Genomic DNA, 23,267 nt, shown 5'->3' on the forward strand with positions numbered 1-23,267 from the left:
TAGAATGAAGGAGGAGCTGAATGACGAAACTTAACTCGTCCACACGTCTGAAGGTAAAAAGGGATACATTTTATTTACCTGATCAAGAAGGAGGTGCGTATTTTAGAAATAATAGAAGCTCATTCCGTATGAAAGGAGGTACAATCTATCAGTGGGTTGAAAAGCTGATGCCGATGTTCAATGGGGAGCAAACATTAGGTGCCTTGACAGAGGGTTTAACGCCACCGTATCGAAACAGGGTATATGAGATTGGAGAAACGTTGTACAAGAATGGTTTTGTTCGAGATGCCAGTCAAGATACTCCCCATCAATTAAAAGCAAAAGTGCTCGAAAAGTATGCGTCACAAATTGAATTTATTGAAAATTTTGTAGATTCTGGTGCGTACCGCTTACAAGAATACCGTCAGGCTAAAGTTCTGGCTGTTGGCTCTGGTCCCATGCTCGTTTCATTAGCTAGTGCATTAATCGAATCGGGACTTCCTAAATTCCATTTGATGATAACGGGATCAATACCTACAAATCGAATGCGGATCAATGAGCTGGTGAAGATTGCCAAAAAGGCTGACTCCGATATGGAGGTACAGGAGTTACCATTTGAAAAAGGGGGAGAAAGAAATTTTTGGAAAAAATCCATACAGCCCTATGATGCGATTCTGTATGTCTCGCAGGATGGAAATGTAAATGAACTAAGGAATCTTAATTTAGTTTGCAAAGAGGAAAGGAAGATATTTCTCCCCGCCATATATTTAGACCAAGTGGGGCTTGCAGGTCCATTGGTTCATCCGGAATCAGAGGGATGCTGGGAGTCCGCATGGCGTCGCATCCATCAATCGGCATTGCAAGATGATCGGCAGCTACAAACTTACTCTTCAACAGCCGGATCGATTCTGGCGAATATCACTGTATTCGAATTTTTCAAAAAGGCTACAGGTATTACAGGTTCAAATCAGAGTAATCAAATTTATCTGCTTAATCTTGAAACACTGGAAGGCGACTGGTTATCATTCATCATCCATCCGTTGGCTACATCTAGAAGTGTTACGCCTAGACTGGTTGAAAATCTTGAAGTAAGGCTCAATCAGGAATCGGACAGAAAAGACCAGCCGAGTAACCTTTTGGAATATTTCAGTCTGTTAACTTCCGAAGAGATTGGGATTTTCCATACGTGGGAGGAACGTGATTTGACACAGCTTCCTCTTTCACAATGCTATGTTCAAGCAGCTAACATAGTGTCCGATGGACCGGTAGAACTTCTGCCAGAAGTTGTCTGTGCCGGTCTAACACATGAGGAAGCAAAAAGAGAGGCCGGTCTGACGGGCATTGAAATGTATGTTTCACAAATGATTGATTCGAATGTTGTGGAATTCAGAAATCAGAAAGATCATGTGGGTGCAAACATACCAGAGGGATTTATCGGCATCGGTGCAGGGGAAACAATCGAAGAGGCTGTTTGTCGAGGGCTGCAAGTATTTTTAGATGAGGAATTGAGAAAAAGAAAGGTTGATCAACTGAACAAGATTTTTCATGTACAGCTAGGATCAATCGAAGATCGCCACTGCAGAGTTTATTTAAATGGCCTGACTACCTTGAATGGTTCTCCGACAATCGGACTGAAAGAGGATATACTGGGCTTCCCCGTAATAGGGGTATGGTCGAATGGCCGTTGGTACACTAGGTCAGGTTTAAATAGAACGTTGGCCTTACGAAATGCATTACAACTAGCGCTTTTGGATACTCAAAGCCAGGTGAATTCCAAAGTTAGGCAAGACATGGAATCAGTGGTTTTTCTTGAAAAAAAGGAAACCCAGCTCGAAATCCCCTTTGGTGATGAAATGACCCAATTGGAACTATTACAGTCTTCCATTCAGGTTCTGAACCAAAATAGCAAAAGGCTGTTCGTTTATGATCTTGCGTTCGAACCTTTTTTAACACAGGAACTGGCAGGGGTGTTTGGAGTGCAGGTACGAGAGGAGGGATCCTAATGACTGCCAATATTCTAATTGTCGGACAGGGGTTATTAGCGGATATTGTCTATAATCAATTGTCTGTTAATTATCTTGTAAAGCGTCAAAAAATAGTAGAAGTGGTTTCAATAGAAACAGAATTAGCTTTGGTGCTGCACGATGCCTGGCATCCATCGGTTCTTCAAAAAGCGGAAAAAAGATTCAGGGCCAAAGGTATTCCGTGGCTTCGGGGTTTCGTTTCGTTTGGGGAGGGAATTATTGGTCCCTTCGTACGTCCATATACACCAGGATGTTCTCACTGTGCTGACATGCGGCGCATGATAGCCAGTCCCGATCGTCAAGAAATGTGGAAGTTGCAGGGGAGAATGGCAGCCAGAGAAGGTGTACTGCGAGATGCTTGGGCATCAAGAACAGCACTATTTCAAATGGCAACCTTGATAGGTAACGAAGTGCAGAGAATTTTTCAAGGACAATCCAGTCATTTAGAAGAAAGAGTGTTTATTACAAACTTAAGAACGTTAACGAACTCTAGTCATCTTTTCTTACCTGACCCATTGTGCCCGATGTGCAGTTCATTACCTGATGACAGAGCAGAATTAGCTCAAATTAGGTTAGAATCTAGTCCTAAAATAACTGGTGGTGGTTATCGCTGCCGTTCGATGGATGAATTAAAGACAGTGCTAGTCAAAGATTATCTCGATTATCGTACTGGTGTCATGAATGGGAAAATGCAGGATTTCACGTTGCCATTTGCTGATGTTTTAGTGAACATGCCACTGTTTGGAGCGGATGAGGGAGTAGGAGGAAGGTCTAATTCGTATGAAATGAGTGAGCTAACAGCCATTTTGGAAGGTTTGGAGCGATATTGCGGAGTTGAACCTCGAGGCAAAAGGAAGGTTGTACGTGATAGTTATCATAATCTAGAGAATACAGCACTAAATCCTGAATGCGTAGGTTTACATGAAAAGAATCAATATGAAAAGCCTCATTTTCCGTTTAAACGGTTTCATCCTGATGAACCAATGAATTGGGTCTGGGGCTATTCGTTCTTACAAGAACGTCCTATTCTGATTCCGGAGTTACTCGCCTATTACAGTTTGGGCTGTGAGGAAGGCTTTGTTTATGAAACCTCCAACGGATGTGCAATAGGGGGTAGTTTAGAGGAAGCCATTTTTCATGCAATTATGGAGGTCGTCGAACGAGATTCATTCTTGTTAACCTGGTATGCCAGGCTCCCTCTCCCGCGTCTTGATCTTAGTTCTGCTAACGATAAAGAAATACAGCTGATGGTCGACCGTATACGTGAGGTGGCGGGATACGACCTTTATTTTTATAATTCAACAATGGAACATGAGATTCCAAGCGTTTGGGCAGTGGCCAAAAACAGAAAATCCAAGGGTTTAAATCTCATTTGTGCTGCCGGAGCTAACCCTGATCCTATAAGGGCTGTAAAAAGCACGATTTACGAGCTTGCGGGAATGATGTTTATGCATGACGAAAAATTGGAGGACAACCGACAGAAATATGAGGCGATGTTACAAGATCCGTTCGCTGTAGGTACCATGGAGGATCATGGCATGCTATATGGTCTGCGAGAAGCAGAGGAACGACTGAATTTTTTATTGGATGATCAACGTCCTTTACGTACGTTTGCTGAGGAATTTAAGCAGCCGCCGGCAAATACTGATTTGAAGGATGATCTTCAGAATATTCTTAATAGGTTCCGACGTTTAAACCTTGAAGTCATCGTAGTTGACCAAACAACACCTATAACGAAACGGAACGGATTATTCTGTGTAAAGGTATTGATTCCTGGAATGCTACCGATAACATTTGGACATCACCTTACCCGGGTGAATGGGCTGGAGAGGGTACTCAAGGTACCCATGCAACTAGGGTTTACGAAGGTGCCATTATCGTATGAACAGCTTAATCCCTATCCCCATCCGTTCCCATAATTGAAGAGTAGGAGGACTTAAGATTGGAGCTGGACACATTTCTACACGATCTACATTTTGATACGGATAAAATTTTTCCGCCGGATTGGCAGGTGGACTGGGAAGACGCACCACTTCCCTATAAACTATACCGCGGCTTACCAGAGATTCCCCTTTCCGCAGAAGTACCATTAACACTCAAGAAACGAGAAGCTCATCTAAACCCGAACCTAGATGAGCTTGGTTATTTTTTATGGTATGTATACGGGCTTACACAATACTCTCAATCACCACTAAACGAGGAAACCATATACTTCGCTCAGTCTTTACGGAGATTTGTTCCATCTGGAGGAGCGATGTATCCCAATGAATTATATGTGTATATAAATCTAGAAGATATTCCAAAGGGAATTTACCATTACGATGTGGCACATCATCGTCTCATTTTGTTGCGAGAAGGAAATTACGATAGCTATATATCCAGAAGCCTTGAAAATAGCTATAAGGTTACCGAGAGTTTTTGTACCGTTTTCGTCTCGACAGTTTTTTGGAAAAATTTTTATAAATACCATAATTTTTCCTACAGGCTCCAAGGATTAGATGCAGGTGTGTTAATTGGACAATCGTTAGAGGTCGCCAATCGGATGGGATTCTCTTCACGGGTCTGCTATCAATTTCTTGATCGATCTATCAATCATTTGTTAGGACTATCCGAACAGGTTGAAAGTGTATATGCGGTTATCCCATTAGGTATGAATCAATCTATCGATTGTGTTGATGATGATTATAATAGAAAAAAAATGGTTTCTGCAGCTGAATTATGCCAAGAAGTGCCATTGTTGAATCATATGACTTATAACCGTTCAAAGAGAGTCATTGATTATCCGATGCTGAGAAAACTTAATGAAGCATCCATGTTCGAAACAACACAGTCATTTGTAAAGATAAAGAAAAAGACCAGTGTAAAACCTACTTTAGGTACAGAGATGATCTTGATGCCATTTACAGAGAGCTTTTCGTACGATCTCGCATCCGTTTGCAGAAAGCGGTATTCTCCTGAAAATGATTTTATGATAGGAAAAGTGAGCCAAACCCAACTATCCACTTTGTTAAATGAGATATTTTCCTTCTCGTATCAGAATGACCTTGATGACACACAGGGGAATGTTGAGACTCGTGTTTCCTTGTATGGCAGTTTTTATAATGTGGAGGGAGTTCCAAATGGGGCCTACGCTTATGACAATAGCGCTCATGCGCTTCGAAGAATAACCGAAGGGGATTACCGACATTTTTTACAATTAGGATTAACAATGCCCAATGTAAATCTGTATCAAGTTCCGCTTTGTATGCATGTCGTTGGAGACAGGGATCACCTCAAAGAAGAATTAGGGTATAGAGGATACCGCATTCAACAGATGGAAGCAGGCATCCTCGTCCAACGAATGCTCTTGGTGTCGTGTGCCTTAGGGATGGGGGGGCATCCACTGCTAGGATTCGATGCAAACCAATGTGATGAACTATACAGGATTTATTCGAAAGGAAAAACCAGCTTGATCCAAATTCCGGTAGGTCCACACCGTCCACGCGCCTGGTTAAAAGGGAGTTTGATTAGCTGAATTTTAGTGTCACACCCCGAAAATCTGGTTTAACAGGATTGTTCCGCATGGATTAGAAATCAGTTGACAGGTATCAAATAAATATAAATATTTGGAAATCCCTAATGGGATTTCTTTTAGTTTTTCTTGTATTTTTGCAACAAAGGAACATATTTAGTGTTAGTCTTCTTTTGTGCCATCTTAGTCATAAAGATTTGTATCATCAAAATATGGTTGAATGAATTGAATGAAATCTATATGACACAGTTTTTTCAAGAGCGAACTAAAAAGTATTTGAATACAGTCACGCAAATGACAGCTCCGCCATACTTCAGTGCCACCACGGACAATAAATAGTGGCAACCCTGTCATCTTTCCCCTTTTAAAACCAATAGCCAAACATTTTCCTTAGAATATGAAATATTGTATTTGTAAATTCTAAAAAATTAGAATTTTTTCGTAAAACATAGTTGACAGGTAGGATTAATTGGATTAAAGTATAATTAAATTACATACCCCATAACAATCTAATATGAGTTCCTAACGCTGTTCGGACAACCGAAGGCCCTTGACTATTACACTTAAATAGTTTAGGGCCTTTTTTTATCAAAAAAGACAGATAAGAACCTAAATATATTCTTTAATATGAAATTATTTAAGAATATATAATGCCGATTTAAGCCGATCAAATTACTGAAGGTCACTTTTTCCAATTAAGTATGCCAAAGAAGGGAGTGATGAATATTTTATTTCAGAAATTATTATCAAATTAAAAAATTGCTTAAAGGAGAAATAATAAATGAATCAAATTTTATCTAATCATGAGGTTGAAGAACTGTTAACAAGCTCTCCATATCATCAATTTTTAGGCGTCCATCTAGTTGAGTCCAATGAAAATTCTCTTACGATTTGTCTTCCATTTAAAAATACTTTTATTACTGGTGAGGATGGTTATATACATGGTGGAATAATAGCGACAATTATTGATATTGCTGGGTATTTTGCTATCTTTCAACGGCTAAATCAACCTAACCCAACTATAGATTTGCGTGTTGATTACTTGCGAGTTGCAAGGAAAGAGGATTTGTATGCAAAAGCTTCGGTCGTGAAAATTGGTAAATCTGTAAGTGTTGCTGACGTTGTCGTAACTAACAAAGAAGGTAAACAGATTGCCATTGGCAGAGGTCTTTTTAACACTAAACAAATATAAATAAGTAAAAGGAGGATGTGTTGATATAATGGGGATTTATAATTTCGCAACTATTATCCATGAATCAGCGAGAAGGTTTCCTTTCAAAACGGCCCTCATTACAAATGAAAAAACATTAAGTTACGTTGAGTTAAGAGACCGTGTTAATCAAGCTGGAAATTTATTTTTAGGATTAGGTGTAAAACCAGGGGCAAGAGTAGCTGTCCTTTTTCCAAATGATTTTCGTTTCTTAGAAATTTGTTTTGGACTCATGTCCATTGGGGCTGTACCTATACCAATGAATGCAAAACAAGGTATTGAAACTCTTGCATATATAGTCGGGGATAGTGGGAGTCAAGTTCTTGTCTATCATACTTCTTTTAAAAAGAAAGTTGAGGGAATTGATCAGGTTACGAATATACCAATAAAAGTTGTTGCTGCAGATTTAAATGATTCAATAGCCAATTATTCTTATGATGAACTACTAAAAAATCAATCTAGTGAATTAACTATTTATTCTGCAAAAGAGGATGAACTGTGCTTTCTACCTTATACATCTGGTTCCACGGGTAATCCAAAAGGATGCAAGCTTACCCATCAAGGACAATATTGGAATGTCAAGGCTACTTCTGAGGTAAAGGGTATAAATGATACAGACCGTATTCTCATAGCTTTGCCTCTTTACCATAAGAATGCGATGGCTATGATGAAAATGATATTTTTCAAAGGATCATCTGCTGTTATTCTGCCGAAAGTAGATCCAGAGTCTATATTACATTCTATTGAGACTTATCGATGCACGTTCATGACTGGAGTTCCAGCCCTATATCGGATGCTAGTCAATCAAATTAGTGCGAATGAGGATCAGCGATACGATTTAAAATCGCTTCGATTTGTTTTTTGTGGCTCATCAGATGCACCAGTTGAGCTATTAGACGAGATTCGTCAAAGAATGGGAATCGAGGTCTACGAAGGATACGGTTTAACTGAAGGTGGTCCAATGGTTACTGCTTCTCGAAAAGGAGAACAACGTCACGGTTCCGCAGGAAAACCCGTACCAGGTTGTTCAGTTAAAATTGTCAACGAAGATGGAATACCAGTAAAACTTCGCGAAGTTGGTGAACTTTGGGTTAATAATCCTGGAGTAACAAAAGGATACTGGAATCTTCCAGAAGTATCTGCTAAACGAATCACGTCTGACGGATGGTTAAAAACAGGCGATGCAGCTTGGGAAGATGAAGATGGTTTCATATATATTGTTGGTCGGAAGGATGACATGATTAATATCGGTGGTGAGAATGCTTATCCAAAAGAAATTGAAAATATTCTTTTGAAGCATCCAAATATTAAGGACGTATGTGTTCTTCCAATACCTCATGATGTAAAAGGGCAGGTACCGATTGCATTCATTGTTTCTAATGATGGGCAACAGTTAGAATTCGAGGAGGTAAGGGACTTTTTCATTTCAATTGGACCTGCCTACTCACATCCTAGGAAAATATTTTTTCTAGATGCCTTGCCACTCACAGGACCTGGAAAAGTAGACCGAACTCAGCTTAAGAATACATTAAATACATATTTAGTAGAAGGGATGAAGTGAAAATGAAAGCAGCACTTATTGTTAAACACGGAGATAGAGAGAATTTAATTGTTGGAGATTATCCTAAACCAGAAGTAGGAGAAAACGAAGTCGTAGTAAAGGTTGTAGCTGTGTCTCTTAATCATCTGGATATATTCGTAAGAAGAGGTATTCCTGGTAGAACGCTTCCGCTTCCGCATATTTCTGGCGGAGATGTTTCGGGGGTTGTGCAAAAGATTGGTGCAAATGTTACAAATGTGAAAGTAGGAGATAGAGTACTAGTTGATCCTCATATTCAAGGACATGGCGCTTTAGGTGAAGATTTAACTGGAGGATTAGCGGAATACGTAAAAATTCCTGCTGAAAACCTCATTCATTTGCCAGAGGAAGTTTCTTTTGAAGAAGCCGCTGCCTTACCAATCGCATATGGAACGGCATTAAGAATGCTTATTACAAGAGGAAAACTTCAAGTCAATGAAACGATTGTTATTCTCGGTGCCAGTGGAGGAGTTGGAAATGCGGCAGTATTAATTGCTAAACTTGCAGGTGCAAAAGTGATTGCTGCAGCAGGTTCGGATGAGAAACTCGAAAGATTAAAAGATTTGGGAGCCGATTATGTAATTAATTATAACGATGTTGACTTTGCTAAAGAGGTTTGGAAATTAACAGGAAAGAAAGGTGCAGATGTCATTGTTGATTACACAGGGAAAGCGACTTGGCCTAAGAGTATCCTCGCAACGAGGAATGGTGGAAGAATTCTTACATGTGGAGCAACTACTGGATTTGATGCAGTAACAGATTTACGTTATGTTTGGACACGTGAAATCTCAATACTGGGTTCGAATGGTTGGGAAAGAAAAGATTTGGAAATTCTTTTAGATTTAGTTAAGAGTAAAAAGTTAAAACCAATTATTGATAGGGTTCTTCCTATTGAAGACATTAAAGAAGCTCATCGTCTAATTGAGGAACGTGAAATCTTTGGAAAGATTATTATTAAACCATAAATCATACTAAAACAATATGATTAATTAGTTTAAATTTTTATAACTGATTTAGACTAATTAATCTATTTAAAAGAGATCGAGGTGACTAGCGTGTGCGTAATTGGAAAATATCAGGCCTCCAAATATTAACCGTTCTTCTTTTTTTAGGGCTGTGTGAGGTTGTCGTTCGATTAGAATTTGTATCAGATCTTTATTTAGCAGCACCGAGTAATGTAGTAGTATCTTTTTTTGATTTAATAGTAGAAGAGAATTTGAGTAGGCACTTTTTTATCACGTTTATGGAGTTTTTTGTAGGTTTTACCATTGCAAGTCTCACTGGAATCAGTTTTGGCCTATTTATGGCTATCTCTAAAAAAGCAGAAATCTTTTTTACTCCTTTTTTATCGGCCCTAATGGCTGTACCAAAAGCAGCCATTATCCCTCTATTAATTCTATGGTTGGGAATGGGCTTCTCGAACAAGGTTGTTGTGGTATTTATCGCTTCTTTCTTTCTAATCACTTTTAATACGCTAACAGGTGTGAAATCGACGGCAGAAAATCATATAAAGGTCGCTCGTGTTTTTGAAGCATCGTATAGCCAATTAGTTAAAAAGGTATTAATTCCTTCTGCTGTTCCGTCTATTTTTACTGGGCTTCGTGTTGCCGCAACAGTTGGGCTTGTGACAGCTCTTTTTGCAGAAATGTTCGCTTCTAAAGAAGGATTAGGGTATCTTTTGACTTTGGCCGTTCAATTTTATGACACTGCACAATTATTTGCCATTATTTTCATTGTTACCATCCTATCGGTTTTAATCACAGGGGGTATTGATTTGATAGAAAGAAAAGTATTTACTAAATGGAGATATTTGGAGGATAAAAAAATATGAAATCAAATAAAAGATCATCATTTATTGTCGTATTCATTTTTCTAACTTTGTCGGTTTTATTGGCTGCTTGTTCAAGTCAAGGTTCAAATGCAAGCACTAATCCAAAAGAGGAGAATGAATTAGAAAAAGTGAATTATGCAGCTTTTGATGGATTAAATGGAATGGCGGTTAGATTTGGTGCAGAAAAGGGCTTTTTTGAAGATGAAGGAATTGATGTTGAATTTGTAGTAACGAAGGATGAAGTTGCCTCCTTAACGAGCGGTGATGTAGATTTCGCAGATGCCAATACGACAAGAATTGTTGTTGGTGGAGGAAAAGGTGCTCCTATTAAAATAGTGGGATCTATGTTCCGTACGAAAGGCCCGTTCTACTTAATTGCTAAGTCTGATATTAAATCGGTTGAAGACCTAAAAGGAAAAAATGTTGGAGTGGGCATAGCTGGTTCAGGTATGGATGTATACACAAGAACGATATTAGCTAAACACGGTTTAACCGAAGATGATGTTCATTTAATCAATAATGGAACATACCAGCAAGCATACGCGACACTCGAAACTGGTCAAGTGGATGCAACTCTTATTCATGAACCATTTGTCACTTTAGGGGAAACAACAGGTGTGGCTCATTTACTTGCACAGGGATGGAAATATTTACCCGAATTCCACACAGGTGTTCTTGCAAGTAACGATAAATTTATTAAAGAGAAGCCAGAAACTTTGAAAAAGGTATTAAAAGCTTATTTACGTTCACAAGAATATGCCAAGGCAAATCAAGATGAATATATTGACTATGTTGTTAAACATGTAGACATTGAACCAGAGGTGTTAAAGAGTGCTTTAGATCGGGAAGAGATTCTTTGGGAAAATGACTTGAACATTGATGTTGATCGAATTGAAAAATCTCAGGATTTACAATATGAACTAGGATTTCAAGAAGAAAAATATGATATTAAATCACTCGTTAATGATAAATTTATTCCAAAAAAATAGGAGGAAATATTTATGAGTGTTTTTGAGATTGAGAATGTTTCCAAAACCTATAATGGTGGTACACATGCTTTAAATCATATCAACTTAAGTATTCAAAAAAATGAATTTGTCTGCTTCTTAGGTCCAAGTGGTTGTGGGAAAAGTACCCTCCTTGAGTTACTCGCTGGTCTTGAAAAACCATCTGAAGGCAATATTTTTTTTAAAGAGCAATCTTTAAACAATCCAAGTAGAAAAATAGGTTTTATTTTTCAGGATGCATCTCTTTATCCATGGAGAACGATTCAAAAAAATGTAGAAATCGGTATGGAGATAAGTGATGTGAAAAAAATTGAAAGAAAAGAACGTGCGAAGTATTACATTGACCTAGTGGGTTTGCAAGGATTCGGAGAAAAATATCCACATCAACTTTCAGGAGGGATGCGACAACGAGCGGGCATTGCAAGAGCCTTAGCAAATAAACCTGAGGTGCTTTTAATGGATGAACCGTTTGGTGCAGTTGATCACCTTACAAGGCTTCAACTGCAAACAGATTTACTAGATATATGGGAAAAGGAAAAAATGACGGTCGTTTTTGTGACACATGATGTATCAGAAGCTGTCTATTTAGCTGATCGAATCATATTATTTTCACCGAGACCTGGAATGATTAAAGAAATATTTAATGTAAAAGAAAGACGTCCACGGAATCGTAAAAACGCTGCATTAATCAGTATTCAAAACGACATTTATGCAAGTCTTCAAGACTTCGAGATAAATCAGGGAGTAGAATTCTATATTTAATAGGGAAAGGAGGAATTGTTATTAAAATCGTATTTGATCACATCATGCATTATGTTGAAGACCCTTTAGAAATTTCAGGAAAAATTAAACAGTACGGACTTCATAATTCTATAGGTGGTGAACATGAACGGGGAGGAACCTTTAATACATTAACTCATTTTGGACTTAGTTATATTGAATTCTTAGGGATAAAAGATAGAGAGAAATTTATTCATCAACAATCAGAAATTTTTGAGTATAGTCCTATGGCGACGATTAATCAAAATTTAGGAAAACAGGGATTTGTTCGATTTGCAATACGAACAAACAATTTACAAGACATCGCTGACAGGTTAACTCAAAAAGGGATTAAGATTGACGGGCCTACACCATTGAGTCGAAAAACGCCGGAAGGTAAGGTGTTAAGTTGGAAATTATTATATGCAGGAAGTTCATTATCTGAACTAGCATTGCCGTTCTTCATTGATTGGGAACAAGATGATGAAGAAAGAAAAACATATTTATTTGAGAATAACCTTTTATCTCCCCATTCTAAAGGTGCTTTGTCTCTTGAGTACGTTGCTTTTGCGGTTAAAGACTTCTCAACTTCATACGATTTGTGGAAAGAGTGGTTCGGATTAGAAGCAGGCGAGAATTATCGTGATGAAGAATGGAATGCAGAGGTTCGTACATTAAAACTAAATGGAGGAAATCTTTTATTTGCAAAGCCATTAGGGCAAGGATTTGTGAATGAAGTCATTCAAAATCGTGGATCCTCTCCTTTCATGGTTGGTTTACTTGGTGCAAAGGAAAAGGCTGATATCCATTTAAACGGTGGGATTTATCGTTTTTTGTAATAACATGAACTGTTACATTTAAACAGCCTTGTGCGATGAATACAAGGCTGTTCTACATATGCATTAATTTTATTGATAGAAGGAGTTTTGTTAATGAGTATTTTTTCAAATGAAGCACTGAAAAATAAGCACATTATAATAACCGGAGCCTCTGGTGGCATTGGACGTGCAACTGTAGAGGTAATTGCTTCAATGGGAGCAAAAATAACAGCTAGTGGTCGAAATACTGAAAAATTAAAAAAATTGATAGAAGATTATCCAGGTTATGATATAGCTATTGTTGAAGCGGATATCAATAAACCGCAAGACAGACAAGCGCTTGTCGATATAGCTATTAAAACGCATGGACCCATTTTTGGACTCGTTAATTCAGCTGGTACTGCTGGTGGAGGTTTTGGGAGGCAAGAAGTAGAACATGTGGATGAAGAACTGTTAACGAATGTAATGCATACAAATTGGACAGCTACTGTACTTTTGACCCAATTAGTGTATAAAGAAATGATAAAACAAAAAGACGGTGCGATTGTAAATATTTCTTCTTTGTCAGGGCTGCGAGGTAGATATGGAGCTTCCGCTTATGTAAGTAGTAAGTTTGCATTAATTGGTTTTACCCAGTCGCTTGCTTTAGAAGCAATTGAACATCGTATTCGTGTGAACGCTGTATGCCCTGGTTATGTTGAGACTGAGATGGGACAAAGTGCGATTTTGTCCAGCTCTCAAAGAAACGGTTTAAGCTATGAAGAACAACTAGAGAAAATCAAGACTGATATCCCTTCTAGTGAAATTATAAATCCAATCGAAGTGGCTAACACAGTTGCATTTTTACTTACTAATGCAACAAATAACATTATAGGAGAATCAATAAAAATTTCTGGCGGTGCCGTTTTGTGAATAAATAGAAGAACCCTAGATTACATTTAAATGAATAGGTCACTTGGATATAATAAGAAAATATATTCATTTTGTTAATTGAGCAAGAGATCTATGATGGAACTGGTCCTATAGAATCTCAGCAACCATTAAATATAATTCAAAACAGAGCTAATTCCAGCAGATTTTTTCAAATCTGAGATATAAGTGGTTTTACTTAAAATACTTGTAAGCAAAAGACCTTATATTTTTTAAGAAAAAGTCGAATTGGTTTGAAAATTATATTAATAAAAATCTGCTTTAACAAAATGGAGGGGTTAATATGAAAACGGTACAACATAATGAAGTGTTGGAATCCATATTCATTGAATTGGATAGGAACTTTGAGGATGTAAAAAACTGGAGAAGATATTTGCATCAGCATCCAGAGCTTTCTTTTGAAGAAGTCCATACTGCGAAATTTATCGAAGAAAAACTGGTGAGCTTCGGACTTGAGGTACAGACACAAATAGGTGGGACTGGTCTAATTGGCGTTTTAAAAGGAGCTGAGCAAGGAAAGACCATAGCTTTGCGAGCTGATTTTGATGCACTTCCAATCGATGATGAGAAGGATGTTCCGTATAAATCATTAAATCAGGGTGTAATGCATGCGTGTGGGCATGATGGTCATACTTCCGCTTTACTAGGTACAGCAAAGACATTGAGCAAATTCCGCGAAAGTATAAAGGGTACAATCATCTTTGTTTTCCAGCATGCTGAGGAAAAGCCCCCAGGCGGTGCAAAATTTATGATTGAGGAAAAAATATTGGATGGAGTGGACTATGTATTTGGAGCCCATCTTGCATCGAATATTCCAATAGGAAAAGCAGCTGTTGGGGAAGGGTACAGAATGGCAGCTGTGGATAAATTTGAAATTATCGTGGAAGGAAAAGGAGGACATGGCGCAAAACCGCATGAGTCTATCGACGCGCTTGTAATTGGAACGACTATCGTTAATTCTCTTCAACAGATTGTCAGCAGGAAAATTGACCCATTGAAATCTGCTGTTGTCACAATTGGCATTTTTCATGCTGGTACTGCATTTAATGTCATCCCTGATACTGTTAGAATCGAAGGTACTGTCCGTACATTTGATGGAAAGGTACGGGAACAGGTGGAGGGAGATATTAATTCCATTGTAAAAGGAATTACAAGCGGTTTTCATGCAACGTATAAAATAGATTATCTTCATGGATATCCTGCGTTGTTTAATCATAAAAAGGAGACGGAAACTGTCAGAGAACTTTTATCAGAAGTGTTCACAGAGGCAGCTGTTATTGAGATGGAACCTTCCATGGGGTCAGAAGACTTTGCTTATTTCCTAAAGGAAAAACCAGGAACATATTTCAAAATCGGTTCGCAAAATGACAATGAAAATACTCATTTCCCACATCATCACCCCAAATTTGATTTTGATGAGGGAGCGTTATTGAACATTGAAAAGTCGTTCGTGAAAATCGTGGTACATTATCTTTTTTAGGAGTACTGGTGATGTTATATTGATTGGTGTTAACCAATAGAAAATAAAGTAGAAAAGGACCTCAATTATGGTCTTTTTTTTGTGTGAGTAAACATAAACTCAAAAATATTTACCCTACGTGAAATGTGCTGCATACAGATCTACTAAAGAAAATATCACAAAAATGCTTGTCACGCCCCAAATAATCTTGTTTCACACGAGGCCAGTAGTCCCCAACAAGTTTAAAAGTAGGGAAACCTCTCCTGTTTTTAATAGAGAGGTTCTTTTTTACTGGGTCTTAGGAACACTACTAGCATGTTTTTCAAGAAATAAGCAACACTGTTCTGCAATGAACTTCTTTTCATAGTCCATGGAAGCAACATGATAGGAATTATATAATGGAACGATTTCTTTAATATCCGATTGAATATTAGCTATTATATAATTGGTGTTTTCAGGAGGAACGATATGGTCTTCCTCTGAACGAAATGCCAACGTTGGACAAGTTATAGTTGGAAGTTTATCGCTTGTATCCTCCATTAAAGAGAATAACTGCTGAACAGATCTAATAGGTGTTTTTGTGTAGGTAATTTCATGGACATTTTTGGCTTTAATATCTGGCTCTCCTTCATTTATAAATCGAGGCTTACGTATATTTTTAAACTCTTCCATTATAGGAATAGATTTTATTGCCGCATTGATTAACACAATCCCTCTAATATTAGTGTATTTATTAGTAAGATTTAAAGTTAAGGTACCGCCCATAGATTGTCCGATTACGAAAATATCACGGCAATACCTTTGTAAATAGCGATACCCGTCATCTAAACTTTGAATCCAATCTTGGTAGTGGCATCTATCCATATCCTCATAATGTGTACCATGACCACTTAATCTCACACCGTAGACTGTAAAGCCTTGAGATGCAATGTATTCTCCTAAATACCTGACGCTCTGGGGGGTTCCAACAAATCCGTGACAAATTAAAACACCGATATGATTCCCTTTAAAGAAAAATGGTTCTGCACCTGGTAATACCGGATATCTTTCTACCATATTAACTCTCCTTTCGTTTATTCTCTTTAATCTGAATTTAATAAAAAAAGCACCTTCTCTTAAAAAGAGTCAGGTACCTTTGGCAGACCAATCGGTTATTAAAAATAGTAAGTAATATAAGAATATACCAATAATTCCGATGTGTCAAGTTGGTTTTAATACAAAACGAAATATTCCGAAAACCCTTTTACAACTGTTTGATTCCACTATATAGTTTAGAAAATGGTTTCTGAGACAGGATATTGAACCCCAGTAAACTAAAGCTTTAGCTCACTGGGGGACTCCGATTTTCAGTAAACTAAAGCTTTTAATCACTGGGGTACTGACCTGAGTTTTGGGGTGTCTTACAATTTAAACTTCTCAGGTTCTTCTGCATAAAATTCGATAAAACCACAATTCGGACAAACATAACAAGGGCTAATGTGACTCATTGTTTTAGCATTAGGTTTGACATCTGCTCGATAAACTCTTATTGGATGACTATCTAATAGCGACTTAACCATTGCTGACTTACATTTAGAGCAATTCTGATCCAAAATTACACCTCCACCAATTGTTAAAGACATTTCTTCACAAACTATTAAACTCATCATAACATAATTCTTATATAATTCTAAATTGCCTTATAATTTTACGAAAAATTAACATACCAAATAGTAAACAAATCACTAAGGGACTAATCCCAATTTTCGTCTCTATGCTACTATTTACAATTTCCATACAAAGACTTTACAAAATCTGAATAGTTTGAAGTATATTTTTCCTTTATCCTACAAGTAGATTGAAAATATGTTGTGCAGAAATAGTAAGAGAGTTACTGCCTGCAAAAAAATCAGGAGGAAATCGGGATGAAGAGCAACAAAAGGTTTCAAAGATTTGGTAGGATTTCTTTAGTTAGTGCTTTATTGCTTTCAAGTAACCCATTGAATGCTACAATAGCAAGCGCCGAAACAGATGCCCCTTCAAAGTTGATCATTAATGAAGTATATGGTGGTGGAGGTAAAGTTTCGAAGGATGGAAGTGTACAAGCTCCATTTAAGAATGATTTTATTGAACTGTACAATCCAACAAATGAAGATATCTCACTTGATGAATTTGCCTTAACCTATACGAATAATAGTGGTAAAACAGTACAAACCTTTGAATTTAATGAAAATCATGTCATCAAGGCGAATGATTATTTTTTGCTTCGAGGTGAAGCGACGCTAGGAAATGAAGGCGATAAGGGCTTTGGAGCAGTTTTTGAAGCAGATGTTTATTTTGACACCCCTGATGCTGGAATTGGAATGAGTGATGAAAAAGGTAATGTTGAACTGAAAAAAGGCGAAATGGTCATTGATGCCGTTGCTTATGGAGAACTGGATACTTTTAAAGGTGAAGGCACAGCCATTACCGGAGTTACCCTCGATAAGTCAGCAAAAAGAATAAATTTTACAGATTCAAATAATAATAGTCTTGATTTTGAAGTGGTCTCTCCATCACCAACGATGTCTGGTCAGGTTGAAGGTGAAGTTGCCCTCGTTGATTTGGTAAAGGTAGCTGATATTAAGTCTCAAGCGGCATTTGTTGGCAAGCAAGTAACAATAGAAGGCTTGGTCTCAGCGGTAGATGTCAAAATAAGTGCAGACCAAAACACGTTACAATCATACATACAAGATGAAAGCGGCGGATTAATGGTGTTAGCTCTTGACGCAAAAAAAGGACAGAAGGTTCAAGTCACAGGTACGGTTCAGTCTGAAAATGGCGTTGTTTCGTTGTTAGCGGAAGAGGTTGCCATCCTTGATGAAAAAGAAGGGTCTGTACCGGTAAAATCAGTTCCATCCCATGAAGCTGGAGCACTTGAAGGTTGGTTAGTCAGTGTAACAGGTGATGTGACGGCAAAAACAGCGGACACCATTACGATTAATAATGAATTAACGATCTATGTGGACTCAACTGTCGGTTCAACTGCAGGTATGGAAACAGGACAATTTATTACGGTTCAAGGTGTCATGGCGGTGAATAATCAGAATCAATCTCGTCTTATTTTAAGCAGTATGGACGACCTCATTATAAATGAGGAAAAAATCCCTAATACAATGGAGCTCAAAAAGATTGCCGGATTTAGTACGGGATTGACCGATGAGGATGGTGGCGTTGCAGAAATTGTTAAATACAACGCTGACAACGGAAAATTTTATGTGATTAATGGAAAAAGCCAAACCATTGATATTGTCAGTCTCAACGGACTAACATCAGGAACAGAACAACAGCTTGAAAAAGAAAAGTCGATTAATATCGCAGACGTAGTGAATAAGGATACGTTCCAATATGGTGATTTAACCGGAATTGATATTAATACTACTCTAAAAACAATTGTGGCCGCGGTTCAAGATGTCGATTATACAAAGAATGGAAAAATTGTCGTCATGAATTATGACGGCGAAATTCTGAAAACCTATGACGCAGGTGTCCAGCCTGATATGGTCAAAATAACAGCAGATGGGAAGTACATTCTCTCTGCTGATGAAGCTGAGCCACGCCAAGGACTTGCAAATGGGATTGATCCAGAAGGGTCCGTAACGATAGTGGAAGTGGAAACAGGTAAAGTGACGCAAGTGAAATTCGATGATGAAAGTGTCATTGCTAATGACGTTCATATTCGCAATAATGGAACGAAAGCCGAGGCTATAAAGGATTTAGAGCCTGAATACATTGCTCTGTCAGAGGATGGAAAAAAGGCATATGTTTCATTACAGGAAAACAACGCGATTGCCACGATTGATGTCGAAGCAGGGAAAGTAGTATCCGTTAAGTCACTTGGATACAAAGATCACTCTTTGCCAGGAAATGAGCTGGATGCTGCAAGAAATGAAAAGATTGAAATCGAAAGTCTGCCAATTCTAGGAGCTTATATGCCAGATTCGATTGCACATGTCACAATTGGTGGTGTCGATTATCTTGTTACCGCTAATGAAGGTGATGCAACCGAGTGGGAAGAGTTTGAGAATGTCACTGATTTTAAAGATGTGAAGGACAGCATCACACTAAACCCCGACCTTTTTAAAGGGATGAGTGCTGTGGAAGCACAAGCAGCATTTGATCATATGAAGACTTCAGGGGACTTCGATAAACTGGAAGTACTTACGGATCGTGGAAATGATGCGATTTACACATTAGGAGGACGTTCTTTTTCGATCTGGAAAGCAGATACAATGGAGATTGTCTATGACAGCGGAAGTAATTTCGAAAAAATTACCGCTCAACGTTTTCCAGAAGTGTTTAACTGGTCAAATGATGATGATGCATTTGAAAAGCGAAGTGCGAAAAAGGGCCCTGAGCCTGAAGATGTGAAAATCGGTATGGTCGATGGTGAGGTTTTTGCCTTTGTCGGACTTGAGAGAATTGGTGGAGTGATGACATATAATATCACCAATCCAGCGAATGCTCAATTTGCTAACTATATGAATAGCAGGGATTTTACACAATCTCTTGCAGGCGATGTCTCTCCAGAGGGCCTTGAATTTGTCGCTGCTGAATTAAGTCCAACAGGCCGTCCACTTGTTTTAGTAGGAAATGAAGTAAGCGGAACGGTTTCTGTAAATGAACTACAAGTTGCACCTGTTAAAGTGATTCAAGGGGTAACACTAGATCAAACACAAGTAAGTCTAAAAGTGGGAGAAACGGTAAAATTGAATGCCGGCATCACTCCAGTAGATACCACTGAAAGTAAGGACCTAACTTGGTCTAGTTCAGACGAAGTGGTTGCCCAAGTTTCAACTGAAGGTGTGGTGACAGCATTAACGGCAGGGAATGCAACCATCACCGTTCAAACAAAGGATGGAAAGCATACTGCAACTACTGCTATTACCGTCACACAAATAGCACCACCTGTAGTGGAGGATGAGAAGGTCGAAACTCCAATATCAGGTTCTGATAGCAATAAAGAGAATAACAAAAACGGTAACAAACTACCCAATACGGCAACAAACAATTATCATATTCTATTATTGGGAGCAACACTCATTTCAATTGGTGGAGTACTGTATATCGTTTTCAGACGAAAAAGTACTATTTTAGAGTAGGTAGTTAAAGAAGCATCCATGTTTCTCAATGAGAAATAAAGCTTGATGATGAAATGTAATGGAAAAGAAATCCCTGGGGAAAATTCAGGGATTTCTTATTTTTTTGCCAAACAACTATACGAAAAAAGGCCACCGGAACGGTCCCTTTATCATTCCCTTGGCACTACAAATTAGGCGTAACTTTCCTTGCACTTAGGACCAGCCAGGAACAAAGAACAAATGGAAATGTTAAGACAGGGAGACCATATGGTAAGAGAAATGTGCCAAGTCCTGCCGTTATTGGTACTGTTAAGCATGCGGCGATGATCCCTGAAAAGAATGCAAAACGATTATGTTCTGTTTTAAAAACTACGGATACAGCAATTATAGTTAATATCGCATTATAACCATAGGTTCCCAAAGCAATTAAAGAATGTTCCCCTCCCAAAAGATAGGCAATGCTTATAGCAACTACATTTCCAATGAGGGCATAAACCCCCAGCCTTTTCCCTGCCCAAAATACTGCAATAACAATGATAATTTCTGATAGGGTGTTATCCAGAAAAAACACCTGTCCAAATCCGTTGAAAATTCCATCTATTAATTCGATTTCTCCTGCAATATTTAATTTCCAATCTGTCAAATTATGGGGGAGTAATTTAGTGTTTAACCTAATCTCTGTTAATTTGTATGAGGCAAGCAGGATAAACCATGTCAAGATAATAAAGGGAAATGTAAGAATTGGAATTCCTGTTCTTTTCATAATATGCATCATGGCTGCTGTAAAAATGGCAGCTACAGCTGATCCAACTAATGCAATCATCCACATATAAGGACCACTTAAGAATAATGCCAGTGCCATTCCTGTTAACACAGAATTATAACCTAATAAACCTTTACCTATACTGTTATCATCTGTACCTCCAATTTTTTTCACTAAAGTACCGATAATGGCAGATAACAGAGAAATGATACCTATATAATAAGAGGAAATGGTTATAGCAATAAGCAATAGAAGCCCGGTGATTGCATTTTCAATAAAGATTACCTGTGAGATTCCTTTGAGAGATTCTACTATTATAGAAAAAAACTTCCCCCCACTTAATGATTTCGTTTGTCTGTTTCCATACATAATATAAGCTCCTTTTAAGTTTCGGTTCCAGGCACACCTCGAAGATTAAAATTCGCTATGGATTGATGAAGAAAAAAGTAATGGGAAAAGAAATCCCTGAGGTCAAATTCAGGGATTCTTTATATTAACCAAACAATTATCCGAAAAAAAGCCGCCAGAACCGTCCCTTGGTCTTAAAGATTTAGAGCATAATAAATATATACTTCTGTTACTTTGGCTATGGATGAAATGGATATTTTTTCATCTCTTTGATGGGCTAAATCTTCGTCGCCAGGTCCAAAAATAATAAATGGGACATCTAAATCTGGAACTAGTTGGGAAGCATCCGTGTAAAAAATTATGCCTGTATATTCTGTCTTAATTGATAAATCATCACAGATAGTTTTGAATTTCTGTACAAGGCTATTCTCCACTGGTGTTTCAATAGCGGCTCTGTTATTTTCAACATCAATACTTATTGTTAAATTTCTAACTTGATTGTTCAAATTCTTTGCAATTTCCTCAGCTTTACGAATAATAAACTCGTTTTCTTCTACGGACAAGGTTCGGATATCCAACACTGCTTTTGCATATTCGGGAATGATATTGGTTTGTATACCACCTTCAATTTTATTAATAGAAATAGATGATTTTCCTAATAACGGATGATTACTTTTGGTGTCCATTTCATTTTTTAATAGCTGTATAAACTCAAAAAGATATTCAATCGCATTAACTCCTAATTCCGGCCGTGAGCCATGAGCCGCTACTCCTTTGGCCGTAATGCCTAGCCATAATGCACCTTTTTCCGCAATTCCCATTTTTTCATTCGTAGGTTCGGGTATGACGATTTCTTTTACTTTTTCTAAATAGCCAGATTCTTTTAAACGTAACGCTCCCATACCATTCGCTTCTTCATCTGCAGTAAAGCAGAAAAGTAAATCACAATTTGGAACAACTTCATTTTCAAGAATATAAAGTGCAGTTAGTATCATGGCGGTAACTCCGCCTTTCATATCAACCGCACCTCTACCATATAAAAAGCCGTCTTTCAAGTGAGCATCAAAAGGGGGATAGGACCACTCATCCAAATTGTTGACCGAAACGGTGTCAACATGACCTATAAAAGCAACTGCTTCATAAGATTTTTTCCCAGGGATGGTTATAATGAGGCTGCCTCTATTTTTTCCATGATCAATTATCTCATAAGAGATAGAATGTCCTTTGAAGTAGGTTAGGATGGCATTAATCACATCCATTTCATTCCCTTGAGGATGAGTAGAGTTAATTTTTACTAGTGTGGATAGGATTTCAGTACAGCGCTGCTCGGTAACAAAGCTTCGAATGGTATTGTTCATTATTGAGACCTCCATGTCGGTGGAATAACCGCTTATTTACTCATGTGATAAATGGATTTACCATAGGTTATGAGTCGTATCATCAAAAAAATTGGATGGCCTACTTGTTACTCGTAAGCCTGGCGTTGGTTAATAGATCAAAGCAAACATGTCTCTCAAAACACTCTCTTTCTGAAAATTATAACATTTTTTAACGAGTGATAGAATAATTTTACATTCCAAGGGGGATTTGTAAACATATTCGTGGTGTTTGTATATGTTAGGAGGATGTTCTTAATGCATTTGTAGGGATACGATGTGAAATGTTAAGGAACCTAAGCAAATAAGAAAAATTTACCATTATTTTAGGTCGATTATTCTTACTCTCCACTGAATTTCCGAACGTTAGGGATTATTTTTAAAAAAGTATTCGTGTTTTTGTTGACGGTTGGAAATTCAGATGTTACTATGGGTAAGTAAAAATTAAATATTATTCTCGTATAATACTTGGGGATATGGCCCGAGAGTTTCTACCAAGCTACCATTAATAGCTTGACTACGAGGTTGTGTATATAAATTCGGAGATTAGCTTATTTTTTATTTCCATTATCTA

At 37.9% G+C, this 23,267-nt stretch carries 16 protein-coding genes and 1 riboswitch; of the genes, 13 read left to right on the top strand and 3 right to left on the bottom strand.

Features of this window, described 5'->3' with window-relative positions; translation table 11 throughout:
* Positions 1-20 precede the first annotated feature (20 nt).
* The 12 genes from NSS81_RS24595 to NSS81_RS24650 all read left to right on the top strand — a co-directional run bounded on the left by NSS81_RS24595 (position 21) and on the right by NSS81_RS24650 (position 15,128).
* Positions 21-1,982 carry a putative thiazole-containing bacteriocin maturation protein gene (locus NSS81_RS24595; protein ID WP_342431229.1) on the top strand — a complete coding sequence of 654 codons (1,962 nt, stop codon included), beginning with the start codon at positions 21-23 and terminating at the stop codon, positions 1,980-1,982.
* Complete coding sequence (locus tag NSS81_RS24600) at positions 1,982-3,922, top strand: TOMM precursor leader peptide-binding protein (protein WP_342431230.1); 1,941 nt, start codon at positions 1,982-1,984, stop codon at positions 3,920-3,922. Before NSS81_RS24595 ends, NSS81_RS24600 begins: the two co-directional genes overlap by 1 nt.
* Before the next feature lie 23 nt (positions 3,923-3,945).
* A complete protein-coding gene (locus NSS81_RS24605) occupies positions 3,946-5,517 on the top strand; it encodes a SagB family peptide dehydrogenase (RefSeq protein ID WP_342431231.1) in 1,572 nt (523 codons plus the stop codon).
* 778 nt (positions 5,518-6,295) lie between these two features.
* A complete protein-coding gene (locus NSS81_RS24610; protein ID WP_342431232.1) occupies positions 6,296-6,706 on the top strand; it encodes a PaaI family thioesterase in 411 nt (136 codons plus the stop codon).
* 28 nt (positions 6,707-6,734) lie between these two features.
* On the top strand, positions 6,735-8,285 hold the full coding sequence (locus NSS81_RS24615; protein WP_342431233.1) for a class I adenylate-forming enzyme family protein: 1,551 nt from the start codon (positions 6,735-6,737) through the stop codon (positions 8,283-8,285).
* 2 nt (positions 8,286-8,287) lie between these two features.
* Positions 8,288-9,268 carry a zinc-binding dehydrogenase gene (locus NSS81_RS24620; RefSeq protein WP_342431234.1) on the top strand — a complete coding sequence of 327 codons (981 nt, stop codon included), beginning with the start codon at positions 8,288-8,290 and terminating at the stop codon, positions 9,266-9,268.
* A 92-nt stretch (positions 9,269-9,360) separates the two neighbouring features.
* Positions 9,361-10,134 (top strand): ABC transporter permease, encoded by a 774-nt coding sequence (locus NSS81_RS24625; RefSeq protein WP_342431235.1) that lies wholly within the window; start codon positions 9,361-9,363, stop codon positions 10,132-10,134.
* A complete protein-coding gene (locus NSS81_RS24630; RefSeq protein WP_342431236.1) occupies positions 10,131-11,123 on the top strand; it encodes an ABC transporter substrate-binding protein in 993 nt (330 codons plus the stop codon). Before NSS81_RS24625 ends, NSS81_RS24630 begins: the two co-directional genes overlap by 4 nt.
* A gap of 12 nt (positions 11,124-11,135) precedes the next feature.
* Positions 11,136-11,903, top strand: coding sequence for an ABC transporter ATP-binding protein (locus NSS81_RS24635; protein WP_342431237.1), 768 nt, complete (start codon positions 11,136-11,138; stop codon positions 11,901-11,903).
* 44 nt (positions 11,904-11,947) lie between these two features.
* Entirely contained in the window at positions 11,948-12,739 is a 792-nt protein-coding gene (locus NSS81_RS24640; RefSeq protein ID WP_342431238.1) for a VOC family protein, read from the top strand.
* A gap of 93 nt (positions 12,740-12,832) precedes the next feature.
* Positions 12,833-13,630: an SDR family oxidoreductase gene (locus NSS81_RS24645; protein WP_342431239.1), complete on the top strand. Its 798-nt coding sequence runs from the start codon at positions 12,833-12,835 to the stop codon at positions 13,628-13,630.
* Positions 13,631-13,931: 301 nt separating this feature from the next.
* Entirely contained in the window at positions 13,932-15,128 is a 1,197-nt protein-coding gene (locus tag NSS81_RS24650; protein WP_342431240.1) for an amidohydrolase, read from the top strand.
* A gap of 267 nt (positions 15,129-15,395) precedes the next feature.
* On the opposite strand, the gene NSS81_RS24655 is transcribed toward NSS81_RS24650, so the two are convergent.
* On the bottom strand, positions 15,396-16,163 hold the full coding sequence (locus NSS81_RS24655; RefSeq protein WP_342431241.1) for an alpha/beta fold hydrolase: 768 nt from the start codon (positions 16,161-16,163) through the stop codon (positions 15,396-15,398).
* 848 nt (positions 16,164-17,011) lie between these two features.
* Here NSS81_RS24655 and NSS81_RS24660 point away from each other — a divergent pair.
* Complete coding sequence (locus NSS81_RS24660; protein ID WP_342431242.1) at positions 17,012-20,227, top strand: choice-of-anchor I family protein; 3,216 nt, start codon at positions 17,012-17,014, stop codon at positions 20,225-20,227.
* Between the two features lie 163 nt (positions 20,228-20,390).
* Here NSS81_RS24660 and NSS81_RS24665 read toward each other — a convergent pair whose 3' ends face one another.
* Positions 20,391-21,338 carry an urea transporter gene (locus NSS81_RS24665; protein WP_342431243.1) on the bottom strand — a complete coding sequence of 316 codons (948 nt, stop codon included), beginning with the start codon at positions 21,336-21,338 and terminating at the stop codon, positions 20,391-20,393.
* A gap of 173 nt (positions 21,339-21,511) precedes the next feature.
* A complete protein-coding gene (locus NSS81_RS24670; protein WP_342431244.1) occupies positions 21,512-22,675 on the bottom strand; it encodes a M20 family metallopeptidase in 1,164 nt (387 codons plus the stop codon).
* A gap of 455 nt (positions 22,676-23,130) precedes the next feature.
* A riboswitch (purine riboswitch) is annotated at positions 23,131-23,233 on the top strand.
* Positions 23,234-23,267: the final 34 nt, after the last annotated feature.

Source organism: Neobacillus sp. FSL H8-0543 (assembly GCF_038592905.1).
In the GTDB taxonomy this organism is placed as follows: domain Bacteria; phylum Bacillota; class Bacilli; order Bacillales; family Cytobacillaceae; genus Neobacillus.

Excerpts from the sequence above, each read along its gene's own strand:
- NSS81_RS24665 (WP_342431243.1), bottom strand. The coding sequence starts at position 21,338 with ATGTATGGAAACAGACAAACGAAATCATTAAGTGGGGGGAAGTTTTTT.
- NSS81_RS24630 (WP_342431236.1), top strand. The coding sequence starts at position 10,131 with ATGAAATCAAATAAAAGATCATCATTTATTGTCGTATTCATTTTTCTA.
- NSS81_RS24615 (WP_342431233.1), top strand. The coding sequence starts at position 6,735 with ATGGGGATTTATAATTTCGCAACTATTATCCATGAATCAGCGAGAAGG.
- NSS81_RS24595 (WP_342431229.1), top strand. The coding sequence starts at position 21 with ATGACGAAACTTAACTCGTCCACACGTCTGAAGGTAAAAAGGGATACA.
- NSS81_RS24600 (WP_342431230.1), top strand. The coding sequence starts at position 1,982 with ATGACTGCCAATATTCTAATTGTCGGACAGGGGTTATTAGCGGATATT.
- NSS81_RS24635 (WP_342431237.1), top strand. The coding sequence starts at position 11,136 with ATGAGTGTTTTTGAGATTGAGAATGTTTCCAAAACCTATAATGGTGGT.
- NSS81_RS24610 (WP_342431232.1), top strand. The coding sequence starts at position 6,296 with ATGAATCAAATTTTATCTAATCATGAGGTTGAAGAACTGTTAACAAGC.
- NSS81_RS24640 (WP_342431238.1), top strand. The coding sequence starts at position 11,948 with ATGCATTATGTTGAAGACCCTTTAGAAATTTCAGGAAAAATTAAACAG.
- NSS81_RS24670 (WP_342431244.1), bottom strand. The coding sequence starts at position 22,675 with ATGAACAATACCATTCGAAGCTTTGTTACCGAGCAGCGCTGTACTGAA.
- NSS81_RS24645 (WP_342431239.1), top strand. The coding sequence starts at position 12,833 with ATGAGTATTTTTTCAAATGAAGCACTGAAAAATAAGCACATTATAATA.
- NSS81_RS24655 (WP_342431241.1), bottom strand. The coding sequence starts at position 16,163 with ATGGTAGAAAGATATCCGGTATTACCAGGTGCAGAACCATTTTTCTTT.
- NSS81_RS24660 (WP_342431242.1), top strand. The coding sequence starts at position 17,012 with ATGAAGAGCAACAAAAGGTTTCAAAGATTTGGTAGGATTTCTTTAGTT.
- NSS81_RS24650 (WP_342431240.1), top strand. The coding sequence starts at position 13,932 with ATGAAAACGGTACAACATAATGAAGTGTTGGAATCCATATTCATTGAA.
- NSS81_RS24620 (WP_342431234.1), top strand. The coding sequence starts at position 8,288 with ATGAAAGCAGCACTTATTGTTAAACACGGAGATAGAGAGAATTTAATT.